A 24550-nucleotide genomic window follows, 5' to 3' on the forward strand; every position below is an offset into this window, starting at 1 on the left:
CGACTGGCTTCGACTAAACTCAGCCACCGACGCTCACTAACCAACGCTCAGAGCGAGTTTTGTTCTCAAATTGCAAGCATTAGAAAAGTCGTTTTGACAGGTTTTACGTATGATCCATTACATTTTAGCTAATTTAGCGGTTTTAATTTTATCTGTCTTAAAATAATAGCTGCATTTAACTGTAAATCTCACCTACAAATGAAACACAAACTTTTACGCGCTCTTTTCTGTTTCCTGATTTTTGGCATTTCCTTCCTTCAGGCGCAAAACAATCAAAAAGCTACACAGCAAAATATCCCAGTGGATTACTCCGAAAACCCCTATTGGGTGGATATGATGCAGGATGTGTCGGCAAACTTTTACGAGGTGCAAAAAGCCTTCACCACATACTTTGATGGCAGGCCTACCGGCAAAGGCAGTGGGTGGAAACAGTTTAAACGTTGGGAGCACTTTATGGAGCCGCGCGTTTTCCCCACCGGCCAACGCCTCGACCATGCACGGGTGTGGAACGAAACTATGCAATACCGCAAGAGCAATCCCAAAAAAGATAATGCCCCCAAAAGCAACTGGACAAGCCTGGGTCCTGATACCTGGACCAACATCACCGGCCACTGGAACCCGGGCATTGGCCGCATCAACGTTATCGCCCGCGATCCCTTCGACCCCATGACCGTTTACATTGGTGCTCCATCCGGCGGCCTTTGGAAAACCAACGACGAGGGCGAAAACTGGGAGGTGCTCACCGACCATCTGCCTATCCTGGGTGTTTCAGCTATCGCCATCCATCCTGTCGATACCGACATTATTTATATCGGCACCGGCGACAAGGATGCCAGCGACAATTACAGCATCGGCGTATTGAAATCGACCGATGGCGGCTACACCTGGGAGCTGACCGGGCTTGACTGGAGCATTGGCCAAAACCGAACCATAGCAAAATTGCTTATCCATCCCGAGAACCCGGACATCCTTTTTGCCGCCACCACCAACGGCATTTATAAAACTACTGATGCCGGTGTAAGTTGGTACAACGTGCAAGGCGGCGACATCGACGACATGGAATTTAAACCCGGCGACCCCGACATCGTGTATGCCTGCACCCAGAAATTCTACAAATCAACCAATGGCGGCGAGAGTTTTACACAGATTACCGGTGTGCCCACTACGAGCCGTGTGCAGATTGCCGTGAGCGATGCCAATCCGAATTACGTATATTTTTTCTCCTACCAAAGCGGTATTTACCGCTCCGAAAATAGCGGTAACACTTTTAGCAAACGCTCTTCCCAGCCAAACCAAGGCAGCCAGGGATGGTACGACCTGGCCTTTGCCGTTTCACACGAAAATGCCGAGGAGGTCCATTTGGGCGAAATAAACACCTGGCGATCGCTGAACGGCGGACAAAACTGGACCAAAACCACCGACTGGATGTGGGGCAATAACATTGGCTACACCCACTGCGACATTCACGAAATGGTGTTTTACGGCGGAACGCTTTACGTGGGCACCGATGGCCTGGTGTGCAAATCGACCAACCACGGAAATACCTGGCACAGCTTTACCGAGGGCGTTTCCATACGACAGTTTTATCGTATTGCCGGCAGCAAAACCAATCCTTACAAACTGATGGGCGGGAGCCAGGATAACGGCACCAGCGTGTACACCGACGACCACTGGCACGAGTGGCTGGGAGCCGACGGCATGGAATGCGCCATCGACCACACCAACGAAAACATCGTGTATGGCACCTCGCAAAATGGCACTTTTTACAAATCTACCAACGGTGGCAATGGCGGCAGTGTAAACGTAAGCCAGCCCGGCACCGGCTCGTGGGTTACGCCTTTTGTGATGCACCCCGAGGATCCCCAAACGCTGTTTGTCGGATTGAAAGATGTGCGCAAAACCACCAACGGCATGAATAGCTGGACCACCATTTCGAACCTCGGAAGCGGATACATTAAAAATATGTACATCTCCGAGTCCAATCCCAATTTTTTGTATGTATCCAAAGATGCAGTCCTCTACCGTACAAAGGACGGCGGCAATACGTGGGAGAACATCAGCAGCGGATTGCCCAACCTTTACATTACCTACATCGCGGTGCATCCGCTCGATCCGGAAATTGTGGCCGTAAGCCTTTCGGGATTTAGCAACAACAAAAAAGTATATATCTCCTACAATGCAGGCGAAAGCTGGGAAAATTTCTCTGATATGCTCCCCAATCTGCCGGCCAACTGTGTGATTTTTCATAAAGACGAAAACATCGGCATTTATGTAGGTATGGATGTGGGCATCTTTTATCGCGACAATTCGATGGGTGCCTGGGAGTCGTTTTACGAGGGGCTTCCTAATGTAATTGTTAACGAGTTGGAAATCCACTACGAAGCAGGCAAGATACGCGCAGGCACTTATGGCCGCGGTCTGTGGGAGACCGATCTGCATCCTGTGGTTCCCGTAGATATGAGCACCACCTTTGCTGTGAAGGCAGGCGATGACGATCTGATCGAATTCGGCGAAACCGTTTTCCTGGACATACAGCTCAAAAATAACATGGATGTGGCTGCCGAAGCTATAAACATGACTATTTCGTTTCCATCGCAATACATCACCATGCTGGATAGCACCGAGGTTTTTGGAACCATTGCTGCCGGCGACAGCCTGCTGATCGAAGATGCTTTTTCGTTTTTTGTGGCAACGGATGTGCCTGACGATTATCCGATAATCCTGGCTACCAGCATTGCCTCCGATATAGATGTGTGGGATGGCCAGATTAAACTAAGCGCTTATTCCCCCGTTGTCGGACCCGGAAATATTATAATAGATGATGGCGGCGACGGCAACCTCGATCCCGGCGAAACTGCCACGGTGCTTATTACCGTGAACAACGTTGGCGGAGCCAGAGCAGAAGACATACATTTGGATATTTCCACCATCGACCCCTTCGTAATTATCAGCAATACCTCGTCCACAATCGATTTGCTGGAAGCTGGCGGCAGTGCCGAAATTGGCTTTGATATTTCGGTTGCTGAAAACGCTCCCCTTGGTCATGCTATTCATTTCAATATAAATATTTCTGCCAACGGTGGCTATCATAATCCCACAAACTTCGGTCTTGTCATAGGAACTATTTTTGAAGATTTTGAAAGTGGTGATTTTACGCGCTATCCCTGGGAATTTGATGGAAATGCCAACTGGACAATTGATGATGGCAACGCATACGAAGGAATTTACAGTGCCCGTTCGGGAGTTATTTCCCACCTGCAGGAAAGCGTGCTTCTGCTCGAAATGGAAGTACTCGCAGAGGGAGAGATTAGTTTTTACAAAAAAGTATCGTGCGAAAACGATCCCGGCGGAACCGGCTACGATTACATGGCCTTTTTTATTGATGATGATGAGCAAGGCCGTTGGGACGGCGAAATAGCCTGGAGCCAGGAAAGCTACACCGTGAGTGCCGGCACGCACACTTTTAAATGGATTTATTCTAAAGACCCTGCCGCGAGCAGCGGCTACGATTGTGCCTGGGTAGATTATATTGTGCTGCCTCCCGTGGATGATGGCCTTCCTCAAATGTTTATCGTCCAGGAAATTATTGAAGCTACGATGGGACCGGATCAAAACCTGGCCGATACCCTTGTGATTGCTAATATTGGCGGGGGCAGCCTGGAATTCACCATCGAGATTATGGAAGCAAATAATCCGGTGGACTGGCTTAGCTTTTACCCAGCCAGCGGCAGTTTGAACGGCGGTGAAATTGCCCAAATTGAAATACTCTTCAACACCATGGGTATGGGCGCGGGAACCTACTACTGCACTATCCTGGTAACGGACAACCTGAACGGCGAGAGCGAAATACCTGTTACGCTGGTGGTTGATCCCAGCCTGGGCTTGCCCGAAGTAAATACGCAAAGCAGCCCGGTTTCGGTGTATCCCAATCCTTTCACCAACGAAACCAACATTTCGTTTCATCTGTCGGCAAGTGCTACTGTAAGTTTGGAGATTTATAATACAAAAGGCGAAAAGGTAATAAGTCTTATCAATCACCAGGAAAAAACCCGTGGACTGCATCGGGTAAGCTGGAATGGTAAAGATGAAAAAGGAGTTAAACTTAGTGAAGGCTTGTATTTTTACCGGTTGGATGCTGGAGAGAAGTTTACCGGTAGAATTGTGTTAACGCACTAAATAACAGCAACCATTTAGCTGGTAGAATCTTATTCCAAATAATAATAATCCCATCCCCAACCCTTCTCGGCCATCTGTCAGAGAAGAGTTGGGGGCGCTTGTAAATTAAATAATTACTTCCTGCCTGATTTTTAGATAAAATCACTGGGATTCCGTTAAAAACAATAGATTCTCTGCGAAATAGCCAGAAGCAAAGAATCTATTAAAGAGCTTTTAGCTTTTCACAGACAAGAGCGTATTGATCTCATTTTAGGAAATATCTTTTTGCCGACGGAATTCCTTTGAGATTTTATCATCACTTTTTAGTAATACCTTTAGAAAAATAATTTTTTGTTAAAATTCTTTGATGAATGGCCAAAAAAGTTTTTATCTTTGCCGCCTGAAATTAAAAGCCCGGATGGCGGAAATGGTAGACGCGCATGGTTGAGGGCCATGTTCCTGTTCGGGAGTGCAAGTTCGATTCTTGTTCCGGGCACTCACAGAAAGCCTTGAAGATAACTCTTCAGGGCTTTTTTGTTTTTCCTTTTTTTGGAATTTTGCCGAAAAAACACCAAATATCCTGCTAAAAAAAATTGTTTATTTTCGCCGCCTTTATTTATAAATAATACAAATATCTATGAAACGAATCCTTTACATGATGATGATTCTCATCATCACTTCACCGGTGTATGCCGGCGGCTACCAGGTGCGTTTGCAAGGTCATAGGCAAACGGCTATGGGTCTGGTAGGCGTTTCGCTTTTTGGCGATGCCAGCAACATATTTTATAACCCGGCAGGTCTCTCGCTGATGAGAAACAAGTACAGATTCTTGGCCGGTGATGTTTTAGATACCGTTAACACAGGCCTATCGCTGATAAATAACAAGTACAGCTTTATGGTCGGCGGCAGTGGCATCTTAAACAGCACTACCTTCAGGCTCGAAAATTCGGTATATCAAGCCGAAACCGACAACCCCATGGGCACTCCCTTGTTTTTTTATGGTGCGGCCAAAATCACCGATCGTCTGGCGGTAGGAATTGGTGTTTACACTCCCTATGGCAGCTCTGCCAAGTGGGGCGACGACTGGGCAGGAGCACATCTTATCCAGGACATCTCCCTGAAAGCTTTTTTCTTCCAGCCCACCATCTCCTACAAAATCAGCGACATGTTTAGCCTTGGCGCCGGACTGGTAATAGCCACCGGCTCCGTGGAGATCAACAAAGCCATCCCTTATAACAGCGCTGAAGAACTTGGTCAGGTAAACCTGCAGGGCACCACCACCAGCTTTGGGTACAACCTGGGGGCAATGTTTACACCCAACGAACAGTGGAGCATTGGTGTCAACTATCGTTCGCTCGTAAAAATGACGATGGACGGCGGCGACGCTACTTTTACCGTACCCAGTTCAATGGCAGGTATTGTTCCTCCCACCAACACTTTTGATGCTGAACTTCCCCTACCCGCCAACCTCGACCTGGGCGTAGCGTATCAGGTCACCGAAAAGCTCCTGCTTTCGGTAGAAGTAAACTACGTATTTTGGGATGTTTACGACACCCTCACCTTCGAGTTTGCTCAGCGCCCTGAATTGCTCAACTCCAAAAACCCGCGCGAATATTCCAACAAACTCATCTATCGTATCGGTGGCGAATACATCATCAACAACTTGATTACTCTGCGGGCTGGCGCATATTATGATCCGTCGCCAACCAACAAGGATTATTTTAATCCCGAAACTCCAAGCCTCAACACCATCGGGCTGAGCGCCGGCCTTACCATCCGCCCCAGCGAACATCTGGCAATAGATATTTCGTACCTGCACCTCGAAACGCAAAAAGATACCCGCAGCTACATGCCCGAATATTTTACAGGTGAATACAAAACCCGCACGATGATTCCCGGCATCGGCATCAGCTATAATTTTTAAATAATAAAATTAGAATATGAAGAATATGAAAACACCACACATACTGCTGTTGCTGGCTTTGATGAGCCTGATGGCATGCCAGCCCGAACTCGAAGATTTCTCCATCGGTGACGGCAAGGCCGACTTTACCACCTACGTTGCCGTGGGCAACTCGCTTACTTCCGGCTATGCCGATGGCGAACTGTACCGCAGCGGACAGGAAAACTCTTATCCGGCCATCCTGGCTTACCAAATGAAAGCTGGCGGCTGCAACGAATTCCGCCAGCCGCTTATGTACGACGAATACGGTTTTGGCCGCCGCTTGCTGCTCAACGCTTCTATTCCCGGACCGGTGCCTGCAGGCGTCGCTTTCGATCAGCGCAATTTTATGTCGATTGCCACCGAGGGACCTTTCCATAATATGGGAGTCCCCGGCGCCAAAAGCTTTCATTTGATAGTTTCCGGCTACGCCGAACTCAATCCCTATTTCGGTCGCTTTGCTACCAGCCTTTCTGCCTCAGTGCTCGCCGACGCAGCAGCCATCAATCCAACCTTTTTCTCCTGCTGGATCGGCAACAACGACGTGTTGGCTTATGCTCTGGAAGGTGGTGCTGCCGACAGCATCACCGACATCAACACTTTTAGCTATGCAATGAACACCATCCTGCAAACGCTCACCGCCAAAGGTGCCAAAGGCGCGGTGGCCAACATTCCCGATATTACCAACATCCCATATTTCACCTTCATGAATACACGCCTGCCCTATTATGGCCTTGTGCTCGATGCACAAAAGGCAGGTGCGCTTAATGGCGCCTATGCCGCTTTTGAGCAATATCTTGCTTCGCAGGGTGTCACCTGGTCGTATGGCTTCAACTTTGCCGAAGGTCCCAACGCATTTGTTGTTACTGACGAAACGCTGCCACTACCCGCACCTTTCAACGTGCGTCAGATGAAAGCCGGTGAGCTTTTCTTGCTCACGCTCCCCACCGACAGCATTCTCAACCACGGTATGGGTAGTGTAAATCTGGCCGGCCCTATGCCTCTGCCTTTTGGCATCCCCGACAAGTTTTTCCTTTCACAGGACGAAATCAGCGAGATCACAACGGCCACACAGCAGTTCAACGAAGTAATTGCCTTGCAGGCCAACAACTATGGGCTGGTGCTGGTGGATATGAATGACAGACTCAACGAATTAGCCACCACCGGTATCACCGTGGATGGCATCACCTTTACCGATGAATTTATCTTCGGCAACGCCTTCTCACTCGACGGCGTACATCTTACATCTCAGGGATATGCCCTGGTTGCCAACTTCTTCATCGAAGCCATCAACTCCTATTACAATACCGACCTTAGACCGCTAAGCCCGCGGCTCTATCCTGGCATTTATTATTATCAATAAAACTGTCGCCTATCTTTGGGAAAGGCAATAAGTAATAGTCAAGCCTCTGAAGCACCATGTTTCAGAGGCTTGCTTTTTTTTATTAAAGTGGGCGGCCGGGCGGGCTTTCCGCTATAGCTAGCTTGCAGCAGCTGTGTTTTTGTAGGCGGTACGTGGGCTTCCTGCGTTAGCCTCCGCCCGCCAACAAAAACATCAGCCGCCGCTGCGCCATCTACCGCTCCAATCCCTGCCGCACACACCACCGGGGCAGCTTCCGAATCTAAGTCATCGTCATCAAAGATTCCGTAAGCCTCGTAGAGGCGGCATTATGGTAGAAACGTATGAACAAATTATTCCAAAAGCCTCGTAGAGGCGGCATTTTGGTAGCGATTATTCGGTACATAAACCCAAAAGCCCCAAAGATAGGGGCGACACTATGAAAAGAAATCTTTTTCAAAAATCAAATTGGCCTTTTATAAAATGTTCTACATTTACAATCGCATTTAAAATAAAACAAATCAGCAAAATGGCAAATACCTACACCCAGATTAATATCCATGCCGTTTTCTCGGTAAAGGGAAGAGAAAATTTAATAACCCCACAATTTAGCGACAACTTACATAAGTATATTGCGGGCATCATCAACAACACAAAAAACTTTTCTCTTGCAGTTAACGGGTACAAAGATCATGTACACACATTTTTTGAACTACACCCAACGAATTCAGTGTCGGATGTAATTGGAGTTATCAAAACAAATTCATCAAAATGGATAAACGAAAATAAATTCTTAAGGGGTCATTTCAACTGGCAAGAAGGCTATGGCGCTATTTCATACTCTCGCTCTCAAAGAGATTCCATAATTAAATACATTATTAACCAAGAGAAACACCATGGCAAAACGACATTCCGTGAAGAATACATGGAGTTATTATGGAAATTTGAAATTCCGTTTGATGAAAATTATGTTTTCGATTTTTATGAATAAAAAGAATGCATTGTTTCCATAATGTCGCACCTACGGTGCTTTAAAAAAAGGCTTCTTGTTTATTTCTACCATACTACCGCACCTACGGTGCTTAAATGAAATTTGATGCCAGCCTCTTGGAGACGATAGTATGGTAGAATGCCACGATAAAATTCGAATAGGAGCCTCGTAGAGGCGGCATTATGGTAGAAACGTATGAACAAATTATTTCAAAAGCCTAGTAGAGGCGGCATTATGGTAAGGACGATCTTCCCGAAAGCCTCATCCAAATGCAGTTTTTGATATTGCATATTCCCAAAAATTCTAAAAATTTATCCACTTGTATCCGGGGTGTGTTTATGAGGCTAATTCTTTATTTATTTTTGACCGCACTTTTTTTTCATTATTTGTAACAACGAAACACGACTATGCCAGAATACAACGGAGTTATGATGCAATATTTCCACTGGTACACTTCCGACGAGGGCGTCCTATGGAAACAACTCAAAGAGAATGCTGAAAGTCTTGCCAAAGCCGGCATTACTGCTTTATGGTTACCTCCCGCCTTCAAAGGAGCTGGTGGCCCCAAAGATCCTGGCTATGGTGTGTACGATCTTTTCGACCTTGGCGAATTTGACCAGAAAGGTACCGTGCGCACCAAATACGGGACCCACGACGAATACATTGCAGCAATTCAGGCGGCGCAAAAGGCAAACATTCAAGTGTATGCCGATGTGGTCTTCAACCATAAGATGGGCGCCGACCATGCCGAAGAATTTATGGCTACACCTATCAATCCTGCGAACCGCAATGAAGCAATCGGCGAGCAGCAAAAGGTAAAGTGCTGGACTAACTTCACCTTCCCGGCGCGCCAGGGCAAATACTCCGAGATGCAATGGCACTGGTGGCATTTCAATGCAACCGACTTCAACTTGAACGATCCGGACAAGCAGGCAGTCTACTTATTTGAGGGCGGAAAATTTGATGAAAACGTTGACCAGGAATTTGGCAACTTCGACTATCTCATGGGTTGCAACCTGGATACTCATAATGATGAAGTAAGAGGGGAACTATTCTACTGGGGAAAATGGTACCTCGAAACTACCGGCGTCGATGGCATCCGCTTCGATGCGGTAAAGCATGTCAACTCCCGCTTTTTTTTCGAATGGCTTCAGGAGATGCAAAAAATCGCCAAAAAGAAATTATTTGCAGTGGGCGAATACTGGTCACATGAAGTTTCAGCACTCAAAAACTTCATCGATACAACCCAGGGCGCCATCATGCTCTTCGACGCAGTGCTGCATTACAAATTTGCTACTGCCAGTCAGCAGGGCAAGGATTACCCGCTGAATACAATCTTCGATAATACCCTGTTGAAAGAAGCACCGCAATTGGCTGTTACCATTGTGAGTAATCACGACACGCAGCCGTTGCAAGCGCTCGAGTCGGTGGTTGAAGCGTGGTTCAAGCCGCTCGCTTATGCCATGATACTGCTGCGCCGTGATGGCTATCCCTGCATCTTTGCCGCCGACTACTACGGTGCCGAATACAGCGACACAGGCATGGACGGCAAAACATACAACATCGTGATGCCAAGCCACCAATGGATTATCGATCAGTTTCTGATGGTGCGACGCGAATTTGCTTATGGCGATCAGTATGATTATTTGGATCATCCCAACTGCATCGGATGGACGCGCACCGGTGATGAAAAACACCCTGGCGGCGCAGCCGTACTAATGAGCAATGGCGATAATGGAACAAAACGAATGCAAACCACCGCCATAAATACCGCCTATATTGATCTCACCAAACATATCGACGATACTATTACCACCGACGAGGATGGCTGGGCTGAGTTCAAATGCCTGGCCGGGAAGGTTTCTGTGTGGGTGCCGAAGAAAAAGTAGGTAGTAAGTAAAAATGAGCGGTGAGAGATGAGCGCGCATCGGCTTGAAACAGGATTCCGCTAATTCAAACAAAAGAAAAGATGTTAGCGTAAATTAGCTTCATTTGTGAAAATTCGCGAAAAATTCACCTAAAAATAAGATTCCGATAAATTCATCAATTCGTTTGTTTTTCTCAAATCACGCTATCTTCGCCGGATGAAAAAACATCAGCTGATATTCGCCACCAAAAACAGACACAAACTTGACGAAGTAGCGCACCTCGAAGGTTTAAACTTTACCATCATCGGGCTCGACCAACTTGGCTTCCACAGCGATGTTCCTGAAGACTACGAAACCCTTGAGGAAAATGCGCTGCAAAAGGCTCGCTTCATTCATAAACAGTTTGTTGTAGATTGCTTTGCCGACGATACCGGCCTGGAAATAGACGCTCTTGGCGGTCGCCCCGGTGTATATTCAGCACGTTACGCCGGCCCGCAATGCAACCCGGAAGACAATATGAATAAAGTTTTGAGCGAAATGCAAACCCAGACCAACCGCTCCGCGCGCTTTCGCACCGTAATTGTCTTGATTATGGATGAGAAAAACTATTTTTTTGAAGGAATTATGGAAGGCGCCATTATCAGCGAAAAACGCGGTGAGCACGGTTTTGGATACGATCCCATCTTTCAGCCCAAAGGCTACAATTTAACTTTTGCAGAGATGGATCAGTCAACCAAAAACAGCATCAGCCACCGTGCCAAAGCCACTGCCAAATTGATTGAGTTTCTGCAAAAAAGAGGATAAAAAATAGAGATTAAAATAGAGAAGCTGAAAATTGGAAGTAAGTTTTTTGTCTTAATATCGTTTATAGAATCCTGAAACACGAAATAAGCGAAGCCGAAGGAAATAATGAAGAAAGGCTCTCCGAAGAATACAATCAATATTTCTCCGGAAATCAGGCGCAGCTTATCCTTGTTAGGATTCATTAAAAATAACGGCTTCTGCCATCTATTGATAAACCTTTTTGATGCACCACTGTTTTTATTAAAAACAAAAATCATAAATGAAAATCACCATGAGAAAGCTCACCTTAGCAATACTTTTTGCAATGACCACCCTGTTTTCGGGCGGTTTGTTTACCTCCTGCTCCAAAGTCCCCATTACCGGACGGCAGCAAATTAACCTGGTTCCCGAGTCGCAGATGGTGTCGATGGCCAATAGCAGTTACAGCGAATTTCTGCACGAACACCAGCTCAGCAACGATGCAGCTAAAGTGGCGATGGTGAAAAAGGTAGGCCAAAATATAGCTATAGCCGTAGAACGTTTTATGCGCGAAAATGGCCTGAGCGATCGCGTCGAAGGCTACAAGTGGGAGTTTAACCTGGTGAAAGAAGATGATGTTCCCAACGCCTGGGCGATGCCCGGCGGCAAGGTGGTGGTTTATACCGGAATTTTACCTTACACCAAAACCGAAACCGGACTGGCCGTGGTATTGGGGCACGAGATTGCGCACGCCGTTGCCCGTCATGGCAACGAACGTATGAGTCAGGGGTTGCTGATCGAAACCGGCGGCACCGCGTTAAATCTGGCGCTGAGCCAGAAACCAGAACAAACCCAAAGCCTTTTTATGATGGCCTACGGTCTTGGCACACAGGTGGGCATCAGCCTGCCCTACAGCCGTACACACGAAACCGAAGCCGACAAATTGGGTTTGATTTTTATGGCTATGGCAGGCTACGACCCTCACGAAGCCGTAGAGTTCTGGCAGCGCATGTCGCAAGCGGGCGGGCAAAAGCCACCCGAGTTTCTCAGCACCCACCCAGCCGATCAAACGCGCGTTAAAAATCTCCAAAATTACCTGCCCAAAGCTTTGAAATATTACAAGCCATAAGACTTCAGCAAATCTCTTATCCCACTATCTTTTGATCAGCACTAAGCCGGCAGCATATTTTTGTTGAAATATCTTACTTTTGTTGGATGATAACACAATCACCCTCCGAAAATAAGCGCTGGACGCTAAGTGGAAAAACAGCATTGATTACCGGCAGCACCAAAGGCATCGGCAAGGCCATCGCCGAAGAATTTCTGCAGCTTGGCGCCTCGGTATTTATCACCGGCCGCAACCCCAAAACCCTGAAGGAAACCACAGACGCTTTCGCTAAATATAAAAACCAGGTGGATAGTGCCGTGGTGGATTTGTCGCTTCCTGCCGACCGCGAAGAACTCGTAGGGCTGGTGAGTAGCAAATGGGGCAAACTCGACATTCTGGTGAATAATGTGGGAACCAACATCCGAAAAAAAACAGTAGCCTATACCGAAGAGGAGATAGAATATCTTTTACAGACAAATCTGAAATCGGCGTTGGATTTATCGCGCAAGCTATTTCTGCCGTTGTGCAATTCGGGCGCCGGCACCATTGTAAACGTTGCTTCCGTTGCCGGGATAACCGCTTTAAAAACCGGCGCCATTTATGCCATGGCCAAAGCCGCCATGATTCAGATGACCAAAAATCTGGCTGTGGAATGGGCCAAAGATCACATTCGTGTAAACGCCGTAGCTCCCTGGTACATCGAAACACCACTGGCAAGACAAGTTCTCAGCGACTTCGACTACCTGAAGTCGGTGCTCGACCGCACGCCCATGCGCCGCGTAGGCACTCCCGCCGAAGTGGCAAACGCAGTAGCTTTCCTGGCCATGCCCGAAGCATCCTACATCACCGGGCAATGCCTGGCAGTAGATGGCGGTTTTACCATTTATGGGTTTTAATGAAAGAACGAAATCCTTTGTCACTAAAAGAGTATAAAATCGTTGCCAACGATGCCATAGCACCGGGAGTTTATGTACTGCGCTACCGCCGCGATTTTATATTTATTCCCGGGCAAGTGATGGCGGTAGCCCTTGATCCGACGCACCAACCGCGCATGTACAGTATTGCCAGCGGCATGCAGGACGACGACATCTGGCTGCTTTACAACATCCGTCCGGAAGGTGAACTCACTCCCTCGCTTTCGGAGGCAAAAGCCGGCGACAGCATTTTTGCCTCGGCGCCCTCGGGCAGCTTTTATGGCAAGGCAGCGCCGGCAGTTTGGATTGCCTCCGGCACCGGCATCGCTCCATTTGTTTCGATGTGGCGCTCAGGCATTCGTCGCGACAAGCTGCTGATACATGGCGGCAGGTTTCTGCACTCTTTCTATTTCGCGGAAGAATTTAAAGAAACACTGGGCGAAAATTACATCCGCTGCTGCTCCAACGAAAGCGGCGACGGCCTTTTTCATGGACGCCTCACCACCTGGCTCCAACAGCAGCCAAACCTTCCCACCGACAGGAAATATTACCTTTGCGGCAGCGCCGAAATGGTGGTGGAGACACGCGATATTCTTATCGAAAAACAAATCCCTTACGACAATATCGTAGCGGAAATTTATTTTTAAAAATTAAGAAACCAATAATAGCATGGCCAAAGAAGCACTTTTTGGTAAAACCCTCAGCGAGCTGCAAAAGATAGTGACCGACTTCGGTCTACCCGCCTATACTGCCAGGCAAATCGCTGGATGGCTTTATCAAAAAGATATTACAACCATTGATGAGATGAGCAACCTGTCGAAAAATGCACGGCTGATGCTCAACGAACATTACGAGTTTGGGCTAACGCCATTTACGAAAGTGCAGACTTCGACCGACGGCACCCGTAAATATCTCTTTGCTGCCGGCGATCGTAAGTTTATCGAAGCAGCCTACATCCCGGAAGAGGAACGCGCCACTTTGTGCGTTTCGTCGCAGGTGGGTTGCAAAATGGGCTGCCTGTTTTGCATGACAGGCAAACAGGGCTTTCAGAACAACCTCACCGCCGGACAGATCATAAACCAGGTGCGCAGCATTCCGGAAACGGACAAGCTTACCAACATCGTTTACATGGGCATGGGCGAGCCTCTGGATAACACCGACGAGGTGATGAAAAGCCTTGAGATAATGACCTCGGACTGGGGCTACGGCTGGAGCCCAAAACGCATCACCGTTTCGACTATTGGCATCATCCCGGCGATGCGGCTTTTCCTGGCGCAAAGCCAGTGTCATCTGGCGGTGAGCATGCACACACCTTTCGAGGAGGAGCGGCAGAAGCTGATGCCCATCGAAAATGTGTATAAACTCAGCGAGGTGCTCGAAACCATCCGCAACTTCGACCTGGGGCGCCAGCGTCGGGTATCGTTTGAATACATCATGTTCAAAGGAATCAACGATACGCCCCGCCACGTAAAAGAGCTGGCACGCATTCTCAACGGCATCCGGTGCCGCATCAATCTTATCAGGTTTCACCCCATCCCCGGCACGCCGCTGGAGTCGTCGACCGATGAGGTGATCGAACAATTTATGGCAGCACTCAACGAAAAGAAAATCCGCACCACGTTACGCGCTTCACGCGGGCAGGATATTTTTGCTGCGTGCGGGTTGCTATCGACCAAAGAGCTGGTAAAACGGCAACAGGAGGATTATTGATTTGGAATGAAGGCAAAATAAATCTGAACAATTTTAACGGTGTGGAACGGGAATAAAAGAGAATGAAATTTCTTTAACACCTAAAAAAAGCTCACTAAAAAAATTCGACTTTACCAACGCGATGATAGAGCTGGCATATTTTACAAAAAGAAAATCTAAAATTTGAAAATAGCTAATGCAGACGAGGCTCCATATGCACAGTAGCCACCATTCCAAGATCTTCCCAAATCTGTTTTTCCACTTTCTCCGATAGGTCATGGGCTTCTTCCACAGTCATTTTCGGTGGAAGTTTTACATGAAAAGTCAATTCTTTGTGGTCGCCATATTCGTGGAGATGGATATGATGAATACGCAGATCGAGCGAAGTAATTTTTTTAGCGGAAGCGGTAAGATGATGCACCAGATCAGGTTCTGGTGCCTCCCCTAACAACCGGCTCATGGCTTGTTTCAAAATTTCGTAGCCGGCCCAAAAAATCATTATGGCTACCAATATCCCCAACACACCATCGACCCACCATAAATATCTTCCCACAAAAATCCCGACAAGGATTATCGCTGACGAAATAGCATCGGTGCGATGATGCCAGCCGTCGGCGCGCAAAGAACTATAGTTGGTCTTGCGTCCGGCGCGAAAAGCATATTGCGCCAGACCTTCTTTTACAACAATAGAAATGATGGTGACCACGATGGCAATGGTTCCGAAATGAGCGGCTTCGTGTTCGTAGAGCTTACTGATGCTTTCGCGAATGAATTCGTACGCCACAAAACCAAGCAATGCAGCTATCAGAACGCTGGCAATAAGCTCGGCACGTCCATGGCCAAAAGGATGCTCGTCGTCGGGTGGCTTGGCCGAAACGCGAGCCCCAAATATGACAACCAGCGAACTCAGCGAATCGGACAGCGTATGCCAGGCATCGGCAACGATGGCTACCGATCCGGAAATAATACCCGCCCATAACTTGATGGCAAACAGAAAAAGGTTGACAACAACTGACAACCATCCTTCCTGATAAGCAATCCGCGTGTTTTGTTTCGCTTTATTTTGATGCTTTGTACCGGACAAAATGTTTAGATTTATTTTACAAAAATAACATCAATGAGGCTTTGGACAAATAAAACCTGCGACAAATAACAAAAATAATATTATAAAAGACCCCACCCAAAAAATCAATTGAGGTCTCACTTTAAAACAATATTCAGGAATGTTGTTATTTTGCCAACCACAAAAACAAAGAAGTTGAGATATTTTATCGAGATCATGTACGATGGCGGCAGCTACCACGGCTGGCAGTTGCAACCGGACGACAAAAGTGTACAGGAAGTACTCGAGCAGGCACTTTTGTACAAAGCTGGTTTGCAAAATCATGTTACAGGCTGCGGCCGCACCGACGCGGGCGTGAGTGCCCGGCAGTTTTTTGCGCATTTCGATTTGCCGCAAAACCTTGATGAAAAGAAAGAACAATTGGTGGCTGAGCTCAACCGTTTTCTGCCGCCCGACATTACCGCCCGCCGCATCTTTGCTGTTCCTGACGATGCGCACGCACGCTTTGACGCCACCTCACGCACGTACAAATATTACATCTGCTTTCGCAAAAACCCATTTGTGCGGCACCACGCCTGGACCTTCGCAGCGCCATTGGATGTAGAAAAGATGAATGAAGCTGCCACCAACCTGCTGCAATATTCCGATTTTACCAGCTTTGCTAAGCTTCACACCGACACAAAAACCAACATCTGCAACGTGCAGGAGGCATATTGGGAAATACAAGGCGACCTGCTGGTTTTTACAATCAGCGCCGACCGCTTCCTGCGCAACATGGTGCGCGCCATCGTGGGAACGCTGGTGGATGTAGGGCGTGGTAAGATAAAACCCGACGCCATCCATCGCATCATCGAAAGCCAAAACCGCAGCCAGGCAGGAATGTCGGTGCCGGCGCAGGGGCTTTTTCTGGAGCGGGTTGAGTACAATCATCCGTGGATGCCGAAATAAACAGGACGCATAGCGCGAGGCGCAAGCGATTTGGCTGGGTGCGTAACACCTAAACATCCATTGCCTAAACATCATTTGTACCTGCCTTCAGTGGAATAAAACTATTCTATCATTCCAATTTTGCCGGTAACGAAAGTTTTTACATTTTTGCCTTTCATCATTGGCAGAACAAAAATCGTGTACAACAGCAGAAGCAATATCATACCGCCACCATTGCCCAGAGCAGAAGCCTCACTCCTGCCGACTTCCATCATCATTTCATTTTCACTAACTAACGTGCTATGAATCCAATTCTACAAACCATCGACAATGCAATGATCTGGTACAACGAATACATTGGTGGATTTGCATTGTTACTGTTACTCATTCCCACCGGATTATATTTCATCATCCGGTTGCGTTTTCTCAACCTCAGGCGGATAGGGCACAGCATCCGGATTGTGGCGGGCAAGTACGATCAGGCTCACGACGTAGGCGATGTAAACCATTTCAAAGCGCTCACCACCGCCTTATCGGCAACGGTAGGAACAGGAAATATTGTTGGCGTAGCGCTGGCCATTGGTTGGGGTGGTCCCGGCGCGATTTTCTGGATGTGGGTAACCGGTTTTCTGGGGATGATTTTGAAATATGCCGAATGTACGCTTGCACACAAATACCGGAGCTTCAACAGCGACGGATCGGTGTCGGGCGGTCCGATGTATTATATGGAGCACGGACTGAAGAATCAACTCGGTAAGTATGCAAAAGTGCTGGCGATCGTTTTTGCAATAGCAGCAGTGCTTTGTTCGCTTGGAACGGGCAATATGGCGCAATCCAACTCCATGTCAGGGGCATTATTCGACACCTATAAAATCGACAAATACGTCTCCGGAGCCATCATTGCATTGCTTGCGCTGCTGGTGGTAGTAGGCGGAATCAAGCGTATTGCGGAGGTAACCTCGCGGTTGGTACCTTTTATGGCTGTTGTATATTTTCTAGCCGCGATGCTGATTATCGTTATCGAATATGATCGTATCCCTTATGCTTTCGGGATTATCTTTAGCGATGCCTTTACCGGCAAGGCTGCCACTGGGGGCTTCTTCGGCTCTGTCTTTCTGATGACCATGCTCATGGGTGTGCGGCGGGGTTTGTTTTCCAATGAGGCCGGACAAGGCTCGGCAGCCATAGCGCACGCTGCTGCAAAAACGGATTGGCCTGCGCGCGAAGGTCTGGTAGCTTCGCTGGAACCGCTGGTAGATACCATCATCATCTGCACACTCACCGCGCTGATGATCATCCTTACCGGCGCCTGGGAACTCGACAAAGAGGGCGTGACCATGACCACGCGTGCTATGGAGATTGGCCTCACGCGCATTGGCATCGTTGGCGTGGGAAAACACATCGTGGCCGGCGGGCTGATGCTCTTTGCTTTCTCCACCATTATCGCCTGGGCGTATTATGGCAGCCGTGCAGTAAATTATCTTTTAGGCGAAAGGTTCATCAAACCCTTCGGGTACATGTATGGACTTTTTGTTTTTCTGGGCAGCATCTGGGGGCTTGATTTGGTTTGGCATTTTGTTGACATGGTTATCACGCTTATGACCATTCCCAACCTGATAGCACTCCTGCTATTGGCTCCGGTGGTGATGAGCGAAACCCAGAAATATTTCAGCGCCATGGATGCACTCGAGCCTCCACGGAAAAAACAAAAAGCCGGAAAGCTATGACGAATATGCTCTAAAAGGCTTATCATTGCAATGATTTTTATTAAAAAGAGTAAAACAAAACAGGTGATTTAATGAAAAAATTTGATTTCAGCCATCGCGATAGTTTTTCGTCAAAAGCAGGCGTGATAGCTGCCGCAGCAGGCTCGGCGATAGGCCTGGGCAACATCTGGCGGTTTCCGTATGTTGCAGGAGAAAATGGCGGCGGCGCTTTTTTGATTATTTACATCGGTTTTATCTTCCTTATCGGGATGCCCGTGATGCTCTCGGAGCTGATCATCGGACGACGCGCCCAGCGAAATCCCTTTGGCGCCTTCAAGCTGCTAAAACCGCGACAGCCGTGGTACCTGATCGGGCTGATGGGCATCGGTGCAGCTTTTATGATTCTGGCTTTCTACACCACCATTGCCGGCTGGACGCTCGAATATCTTTATCAATCCATCATCGACGGCTTCAGCGGCAAATCGACCGAAGAGCTGCGCACGGGCTTCGACATCTTTCAGCAAAGTGGCTGGATGCCGGTAATATGGCAGATTGTTTTTATGTTTTTCACGGCAGCCATTGTGTGGATGGGTGTAAAAAACGGCATCGAGAAATACTCCAAAATCCTGATGCCCATATTGTTGCTGATTATTATCATCATCTCCATCCGTTCGATAACGCTGCCGGGCGCCAGGGCAGGAATAGAGTTTTTGTTTAAACCTGATTTTTCAAAAATCAATGCAAAAGCAGTTCTCGAAGCACTGGGGCAGGCTTTCTTCTCATTGAGTATTGGTATGGGTACAATGATCACCTATGGATCGTATATTTCCAAAAAAGATAATCTTACTTCCACCGCTTTTGCCGTGTCTGGTGCCGATACGCTGATAGCTGTGCTTGCCGGCGTGGCCATTTTTCCGGCTGTTTTTGCCTTTGGCATCGACCCTGCAGCTGGCGAAGGCCTGGTTTTTATCACGCTTCCCAATATTTTTCAACAGATGCCCGGCGGGTACTTTTGGGCACTCCTGTTTTTTATCTTACTTGCAGTGGCAGCGCTCACTTCTACCATTTCGCTACTGGAGGTGGTGGTAGCCTATTTTAGCGAAGAGCTTAACATTCCTCGAAAGAAGGCTACTGCCATTGCAGCAGCGCTTGTCACTGTGCTGGGGATTGGCTGTACCCTTTCGCAAGGCTCTTGTAAGCATTTGCGACTGTGGGGCGACAGCCTGTTTGGCGATCTGGAATATTTGTCGGCCAATGTGCTGCTTCCGCTGGGTGGCTTGCTCATCGTAACTTTTGTAGCCTGGTTTATGGGACGCAAAACGGTGTATGCTGAATTGTCGAATGAAGGCACTCTACGCATACGATTTTTTAAAATATTTTTGTATATCATCCGCTTTTTGGCGCCGGTAGCCATTGCTTTGGTATTTATGAACGGCGTTGGACTTTATAATTTTTAAAATAAAAAAGCAGGTGCTTCAATGCCTTGCAGAAGGACAAATATTATTCTATTTTTGTTAAAAATTGAGGCACATTGGTAAAACGGGATTTATAGATGAGACCATTTATGTTTATCACCCGACGGCAACGCATGGGACTGTTCTTTTTGACAGGGAGCATCTTCTTGCTGGTGGTTCTGTATTTTACCATGGGTTTATTTTTCCATCCCGAGAATTTATCTGATCAAAATTTTGAAAACGAAATAGAAGCGCACACCGATGCAGCAGAGCCACAAGCAATTGCCAGCCACTTCAATTATTTCCCTTTCGACCCCAACATCATCGGCAAAACGCAGATGCTGGAGCTTGGCCTCACGAACCATCAGGCTGATATGATAATAAAATACCGGGACGCAGGAGGGTGGTTTTATAATGCCAAAGATTTCGGAAAGATTTATGCCATCAGCGATGCAGAGTATGAGCTTTTGAAACCTTATATTATTATAGGCCAGCAAAACCAAAACGTAGTAAAAAGTCCAAAAGCAGTACAAACAGCTCTATTTGGCTTCGATCCAAACAGCGCCGACAGCACGCAACTCATGGCTTTAGGGCTGAGCACCTACCAAACAGCAAATATTCTGAAATACAGAAAGGCCGGCGGCACCTTTACGTCAAAAAAAGATTTCAACAAAATTTATGGTATTGATGCCGACACTTATCAAAATATGGAAAAGTACATCCTGCTGCCCTCGGAAATTAACACCCCGCCAGCAACAACAGAGGCTGCCGGGCACCTGGAACTTATCGAAATCAATACCGCCAACACACTGGAATTGTGCAAGCTGAAAGGCATCGGGGAAGTATACGCAAATCGCATTACTGCTTACCGCGATAAGTTGGGCGGCTTTTTTGACAAATCACAGCTTCTCGAAATATACGGTATCGATACAAGTCGCTATGCGATGTTTGCTCCTCAAGTGGTTATCGACAAATCGGTTATCCGCCGTATCAACATCAACGACGCCACTTTCGACATTTTGCTTAAGCATCCTTACCTTGAATATTATATTGTAAAAGAAATCTTCAGCTATCGCGAAACCATTGGAGTTTTCGACTCGATAGCGCAGCTCAAAAACATCTCTCTGATCTATGATCAGTTGTATTTTAAAATAGCGCCCTATCTCACCACAGTAAAACGAAAGGATTTGCCTTGAGCACAATCATCAATAAGCAAAGAGGCATTCGTATAATACTGATGCTGCCCATGCTGCTGATAGCTTTTTCGGTTGTGGGTCAGGATGCTGCGCGCTATATCGACTCGATAACGCAGGGGCTCGATAACAGACAAAAGCTGGAAGTACTCAACAAACACACTGTGGAAGTGCGTAACAGTAATATTCTTTTGGGAACCAGGCTTGCCGACGAGGCGCTGAAACTTGCTTACAAAATGGATGATAAAAAACTGCTGGCTTTACCGATTTTAAATAAAGGAGGCATTTACTACCTCACCGGCAATTACGACAGTGCACAAATACTTTGGGAAGATGCAATGGCACGCTTTCATACCAATAACGACACGGTGAACTGGTCGCATGCCTGCTTAAATATGGGGCGCATCTACGTGGCACAGGCCGATTATGATAAATCCATTTCCTACAACCAAACTGCATTGGAAGTTACTCTTCAGCAACACGACACGCTCGCTGCGCTCGAATGCCTGCAAGGTATTGCGGCCAGTTACCACTACATGGGACGTTACCAGGAGGCATACAGCTATTATCAGCAGGTCATGGAAATGAACATAAATAATAAATACATCGATGTCGCGCTCAATACCCTTACTAATATGGCCGCTCTTTATATAGAACTGGACAAATTCGATGAGGCACTCGACAGATACAACCGGGCGCTCAAAGTTGCCGACAGCCTTCGCTTCCACAAGATTTCTGCTTCAATATTAAGAAACATGGGCGTGATATTTATACAAACCGACGAAAACCACAAGGCGCTGAATTGTCTTTTTAAGAGCCTATACCTCCGCGATTCGCTGGGATTGGATCGGGAATATGCATCCACCCTCAACATCATCGGTAAAGTTTACGAACTGGAAGGCAACCTGCAACGCGCCAATGAGTTGTATATCGAGAGTTTGCAGATAAGTGAGGCCTATGATGACAAAATTCAAATATCTGCCGGTTTGCGATTTATTGGCGAAAATCTGCTGCTAAGCCGCAATTTTGCAAGCGCTGAAGCCTACGCCAGGAAGAGCCTGGAAATTGCACAAGGAGCCAGTTTACGGCTACACACCTCAGAAAACTATAAGCTGTTGACGCTTATTTTTGCTGCGGACAATCAGATGGACAGCGCCAAAGAATACATCGACCGGTATGCAGAGCTGAAGATGCAACTGAAAATGGATTTTGATGAGGAGGAAGAAATAGTTTTGGTGGAAGAGAGCACAGATGCTGCTAATGATTCTGCGGGACTTATCAGAAACACGCCATCCAACGGGATGACATGGCTTTTCTCGTTGATCATTATCACCGGTCTTGTTGTTTTCATCTTTGTGCTTCTGGCCTTTTTGACGTGCCGCCGGCAACAACGGAAGAAATTTTATAGAAAAATCAATTAAACGAAGATATCCCGAAGACAAACCAAAACATTTTAACAATTGAAATCAATCATCTTCAACCTGCTGCGACAGTTGCTTTTCTGGCTTCTGTTTTTTGCCCTCTCGCGGGCATTGTTTATCGTTTACCACTTTCAATTTATCCGCATCGAAAATGTGACGATTGCTGAGTTGTTTTCGGTATTTTATCATGCCCTACCTCTCGATCTGGCCACAGCCTGCTACTTTCTTATCATCCCTTTTCTGCTCCTGGCAGTTCAATCCCTTTGGAGGGCAGGGTTCCTCAATGTTGTGAATAAGGTCTACACTTTTGTGCTGATCGTTTTGTACGCCCTCATCACCGGTGGCGAAATTGGCCTTTACGGCGAATGGAAAAGTAAAATCAACGTGAAGGCGCTGCGCTATCTCGAAAATCCGTCAGAGGTGTATAACTCAGCCGACAGCACTACTTTTTTTACTTTAGTAATTATAACGCTGGTACTGGCCGGAGTTGGCATTTATAGTTATTATCGCTTTTTTTATAAAAACATTCATCATCCTGCTAGGCCGATTCAGGCCATCGTATTTGTGCTGATAACGCCAGCACTCTTGGTTTTGGGATTGCGGGGCGGATGGCAGGAAATCCCTATCAACCAGAGCAGCACCTATTTTTCACAAAAAAATATTCTCAACCTGACCGCCACCAACAATGCCTTCAACCTCTACATTAGTATCTTCGAAAATGCCAAAAGCATCCGCAACAATCCGTTTACTTATTACGATCCGGCCACTGCAAAGCGCATCACACAGGAGTTGCTGACTGTCGAAAAAGATACCACCATCCGGGTGCTCAGCACCACGCGTCCTAATATTGTAATGCTGATCATGGAAAGCTGGTCGGCCGATCTGATAGAGACTCTGGGCGGGGAGGGCGGCATCACGCCATCGTTTGCAGCACTCGAAAAAGAGGGACTGCTATTTACAGAAATGCTTTCGAGCGGCTCACGATCAGAGCAGGGCATGGCGAGTATCTTTGGTGGATTTCCGGCGCATGCACTCACGGCTATCACCTTGCAGCCCGATAAGTTTATTCATTTGCCGGGGCTGGCGAAAATAATCAAAGAGCAAGGCTACCACACCTCGTTCAGCTTCGGCGGGCAACTGATTTATGGAAATATTAAAGGATATATTCTCAATAATGGCTTCGACCGGATACGAGAAGGCAGCGACTATCCCGACAACCTGATACGTGGAAAACTCGGCGTGCACGACGAATATACCATGCAGCAGCTTATCGCTGATTTGAAAACTGAAAAGGAACCCTTTTTTGCAGCGCTTTTTACTCTGAGTTCTCATTCGCCCTACGACCAGCCGATGGAAGATGTTTTCGACTGGGGCGATAATGAGCGTCGATATATCAACTCGGCTTACTATACGGATCGGAGCCTGGGGCTGTTTTTTGAAGCAGCTCGCCGGCAGCCGTGGTACGACAGCACCTTATTTATCATTGTCGCCGACCACAGCAAAAACAGTTACCGCAATCATCCTTACCACACCATCGCCTACCACAGCATTCCTATGCTTTGGACCGGTCCGGTAATCGACAGCGCCTACCGCGGCAAGCAATGGCTTCGCCCCGGTTCTCAAACCGATATTCCTGCTACTTTGCTTGCGCAGATGCAGTTGACGCACCAACAATTTACCTGGAGCCGTAACTTATTTAATCCTTACGAAAAAAAATACCGCTACTTCGGCTTCGATAACGGCTTGATTTGGGAAGAAGAAAAAGGCTCCTTTGCATTCGACGCCGACCTCAACGATTATCATTGGCAGCAGCCACCGATGGCACCCGACGACTCGGTGATTATCCGCGGTAAATCCTACCTGCAGACACTGTTTCAGGAATATCTTGATTATTGATTTTAATAAGGAAAATAAAGAAAACCACAGAGCCAACAGGACACAAAAAAAAAGAAGAAAAAAGGAAGAATAAATAACCCCTGTGCCTTAGGGGCTCTGTGGTGAAATATGTTTTATTTTCC

Annotated in this window: 18 protein-coding genes and 1 tRNA gene; 17 read left to right on the plus strand and 2 right to left on the minus strand. The window is 47.3% G+C overall.

The window, feature by feature from the left end:
- Positions 1 to 198: 198 nt before the first annotated feature.
- From VFC92_14300 to rlmN, 11 genes are all read left to right on the plus strand, one after another.
- On the plus strand, positions 199 to 4176 hold the full coding sequence (locus VFC92_14300) for a FlgD immunoglobulin-like domain containing protein (GenBank protein ID HZK09353.1): 3978 nt from the start codon (positions 199 to 201) through the stop codon (positions 4174 to 4176).
- Positions 4177 to 4567: 391 nt separating this feature from the next.
- A tRNA-Leu gene (locus tag VFC92_14305) sits at positions 4568 to 4651 on the plus strand.
- A 141-nt stretch (positions 4652 to 4792) separates the two neighbouring features.
- Entirely contained in the window at positions 4793 to 6079 is a 1287-nt protein-coding gene (locus VFC92_14310; protein ID HZK09354.1) for an outer membrane protein transport protein, read from the plus strand.
- Between the two features lie 16 nt (positions 6080 to 6095).
- Positions 6096 to 7460, plus strand: coding sequence for a hypothetical protein (locus VFC92_14315; GenBank protein HZK09355.1), 1365 nt, complete (start codon positions 6096 to 6098; stop codon positions 7458 to 7460).
- Between the two features lie 415 nt (positions 7461 to 7875).
- Positions 7876 to 8427, plus strand: coding sequence for an IS200/IS605 family transposase (gene tnpA / locus VFC92_14320; protein ID HZK09356.1), 552 nt, complete (start codon positions 7876 to 7878; stop codon positions 8425 to 8427).
- Between the two features lie 407 nt (positions 8428 to 8834).
- The gene (locus VFC92_14325) at positions 8835 to 10316 is read left to right on the plus strand and encodes an alpha-amylase (protein ID HZK09357.1); all 1482 of its coding nucleotides are present in this window, start codon (positions 8835 to 8837) and stop codon (positions 10314 to 10316) included.
- A 195-nt stretch (positions 10317 to 10511) separates the two neighbouring features.
- Entirely contained in the window at positions 10512 to 11099 is a 588-nt protein-coding gene (locus VFC92_14330) for a non-canonical purine NTP diphosphatase (protein ID HZK09358.1), read from the plus strand.
- Positions 11100 to 11358: 259 nt separating this feature from the next.
- Entirely contained in the window at positions 11359 to 12186 is an 828-nt protein-coding gene (locus VFC92_14335) for a M48 family metallopeptidase (GenBank protein HZK09359.1), read from the plus strand.
- Positions 12187 to 12272: 86 nt separating this feature from the next.
- Complete coding sequence (locus VFC92_14340) at positions 12273 to 13061, plus strand: SDR family oxidoreductase (GenBank protein HZK09360.1); 789 nt, start codon at positions 12273 to 12275, stop codon at positions 13059 to 13061.
- The gene (locus tag VFC92_14345; protein HZK09361.1) at positions 13061 to 13726 is read left to right on the plus strand and encodes a hypothetical protein; all 666 of its coding nucleotides are present in this window, start codon (positions 13061 to 13063) and stop codon (positions 13724 to 13726) included. Before VFC92_14340 ends, VFC92_14345 begins: the two co-directional genes overlap by 1 nt.
- A gap of 22 nt (positions 13727 to 13748) precedes the next feature.
- On the plus strand, positions 13749 to 14789 hold the full coding sequence (gene rlmN, locus VFC92_14350) for a 23S rRNA (adenine(2503)-C(2))-methyltransferase RlmN (protein HZK09362.1): 1041 nt from the start codon (positions 13749 to 13751) through the stop codon (positions 14787 to 14789).
- 172 nt (positions 14790 to 14961) lie between these two features.
- Here the strand turns inward: rlmN and VFC92_14355 are convergent, their stop codons facing one another.
- The gene (locus VFC92_14355; GenBank protein HZK09363.1) at positions 14962 to 15852 is read right to left on the minus strand and encodes a cation diffusion facilitator family transporter; all 891 of its coding nucleotides are present in this window, start codon (positions 15850 to 15852) and stop codon (positions 14962 to 14964) included.
- Between the two features lie 174 nt (positions 15853 to 16026).
- Here VFC92_14355 and truA point away from each other — a divergent pair, with 174 nt between their 5' ends.
- Positions 16027 to 16779, plus strand: a complete 753-nt coding sequence (truA, locus tag VFC92_14360; protein ID HZK09364.1) for a tRNA pseudouridine(38-40) synthase TruA — start codon at positions 16027 to 16029, stop codon at positions 16777 to 16779.
- A 101-nt stretch (positions 16780 to 16880) separates the two neighbouring features.
- Here truA and VFC92_14365 read toward each other — a convergent pair whose 3' ends face one another.
- Positions 16881 to 17036, minus strand: coding sequence for a hypothetical protein (locus VFC92_14365; protein HZK09365.1), 156 nt, complete (start codon positions 17034 to 17036; stop codon positions 16881 to 16883).
- A 24-nt stretch (positions 17037 to 17060) separates the two neighbouring features.
- Here VFC92_14365 and VFC92_14370 point away from each other — a divergent pair, with 24 nt between their 5' ends.
- From VFC92_14370 to VFC92_14390, 5 genes are all read left to right on the plus strand, one after another.
- Complete coding sequence (locus tag VFC92_14370; protein ID HZK09366.1) at positions 17061 to 18485, plus strand: sodium:alanine symporter family protein; 1425 nt, start codon at positions 17061 to 17063, stop codon at positions 18483 to 18485.
- A gap of 71 nt (positions 18486 to 18556) precedes the next feature.
- Positions 18557 to 19921, plus strand: a complete 1365-nt coding sequence (locus VFC92_14375) for a sodium-dependent transporter (GenBank protein ID HZK09367.1) — start codon at positions 18557 to 18559, stop codon at positions 19919 to 19921.
- A gap of 95 nt (positions 19922 to 20016) precedes the next feature.
- Positions 20017 to 21114: a helix-hairpin-helix domain-containing protein gene (locus VFC92_14380; protein HZK09368.1), complete on the plus strand. Its 1098-nt coding sequence runs from the start codon at positions 20017 to 20019 to the stop codon at positions 21112 to 21114.
- Positions 21111 to 22532: a tetratricopeptide repeat protein gene (locus tag VFC92_14385; GenBank protein HZK09369.1), complete on the plus strand. Its 1422-nt coding sequence runs from the start codon at positions 21111 to 21113 to the stop codon at positions 22530 to 22532. Before VFC92_14380 ends, VFC92_14385 begins: the two co-directional genes overlap by 4 nt.
- 39 nt (positions 22533 to 22571) lie before the next feature.
- Positions 22572 to 24428, plus strand: coding sequence for an LTA synthase family protein (locus tag VFC92_14390; protein ID HZK09370.1), 1857 nt, complete (start codon positions 22572 to 22574; stop codon positions 24426 to 24428).
- The last annotated feature ends 122 nt before the right edge of the window (positions 24429 to 24550 follow it).

The sequence above is a fragment of the Bacteroidales bacterium genome, from assembly GCA_035647615.1.
Lineage (GTDB): Bacteria > Bacteroidota > Bacteroidia > Bacteroidales > 4484-276 > SABY01.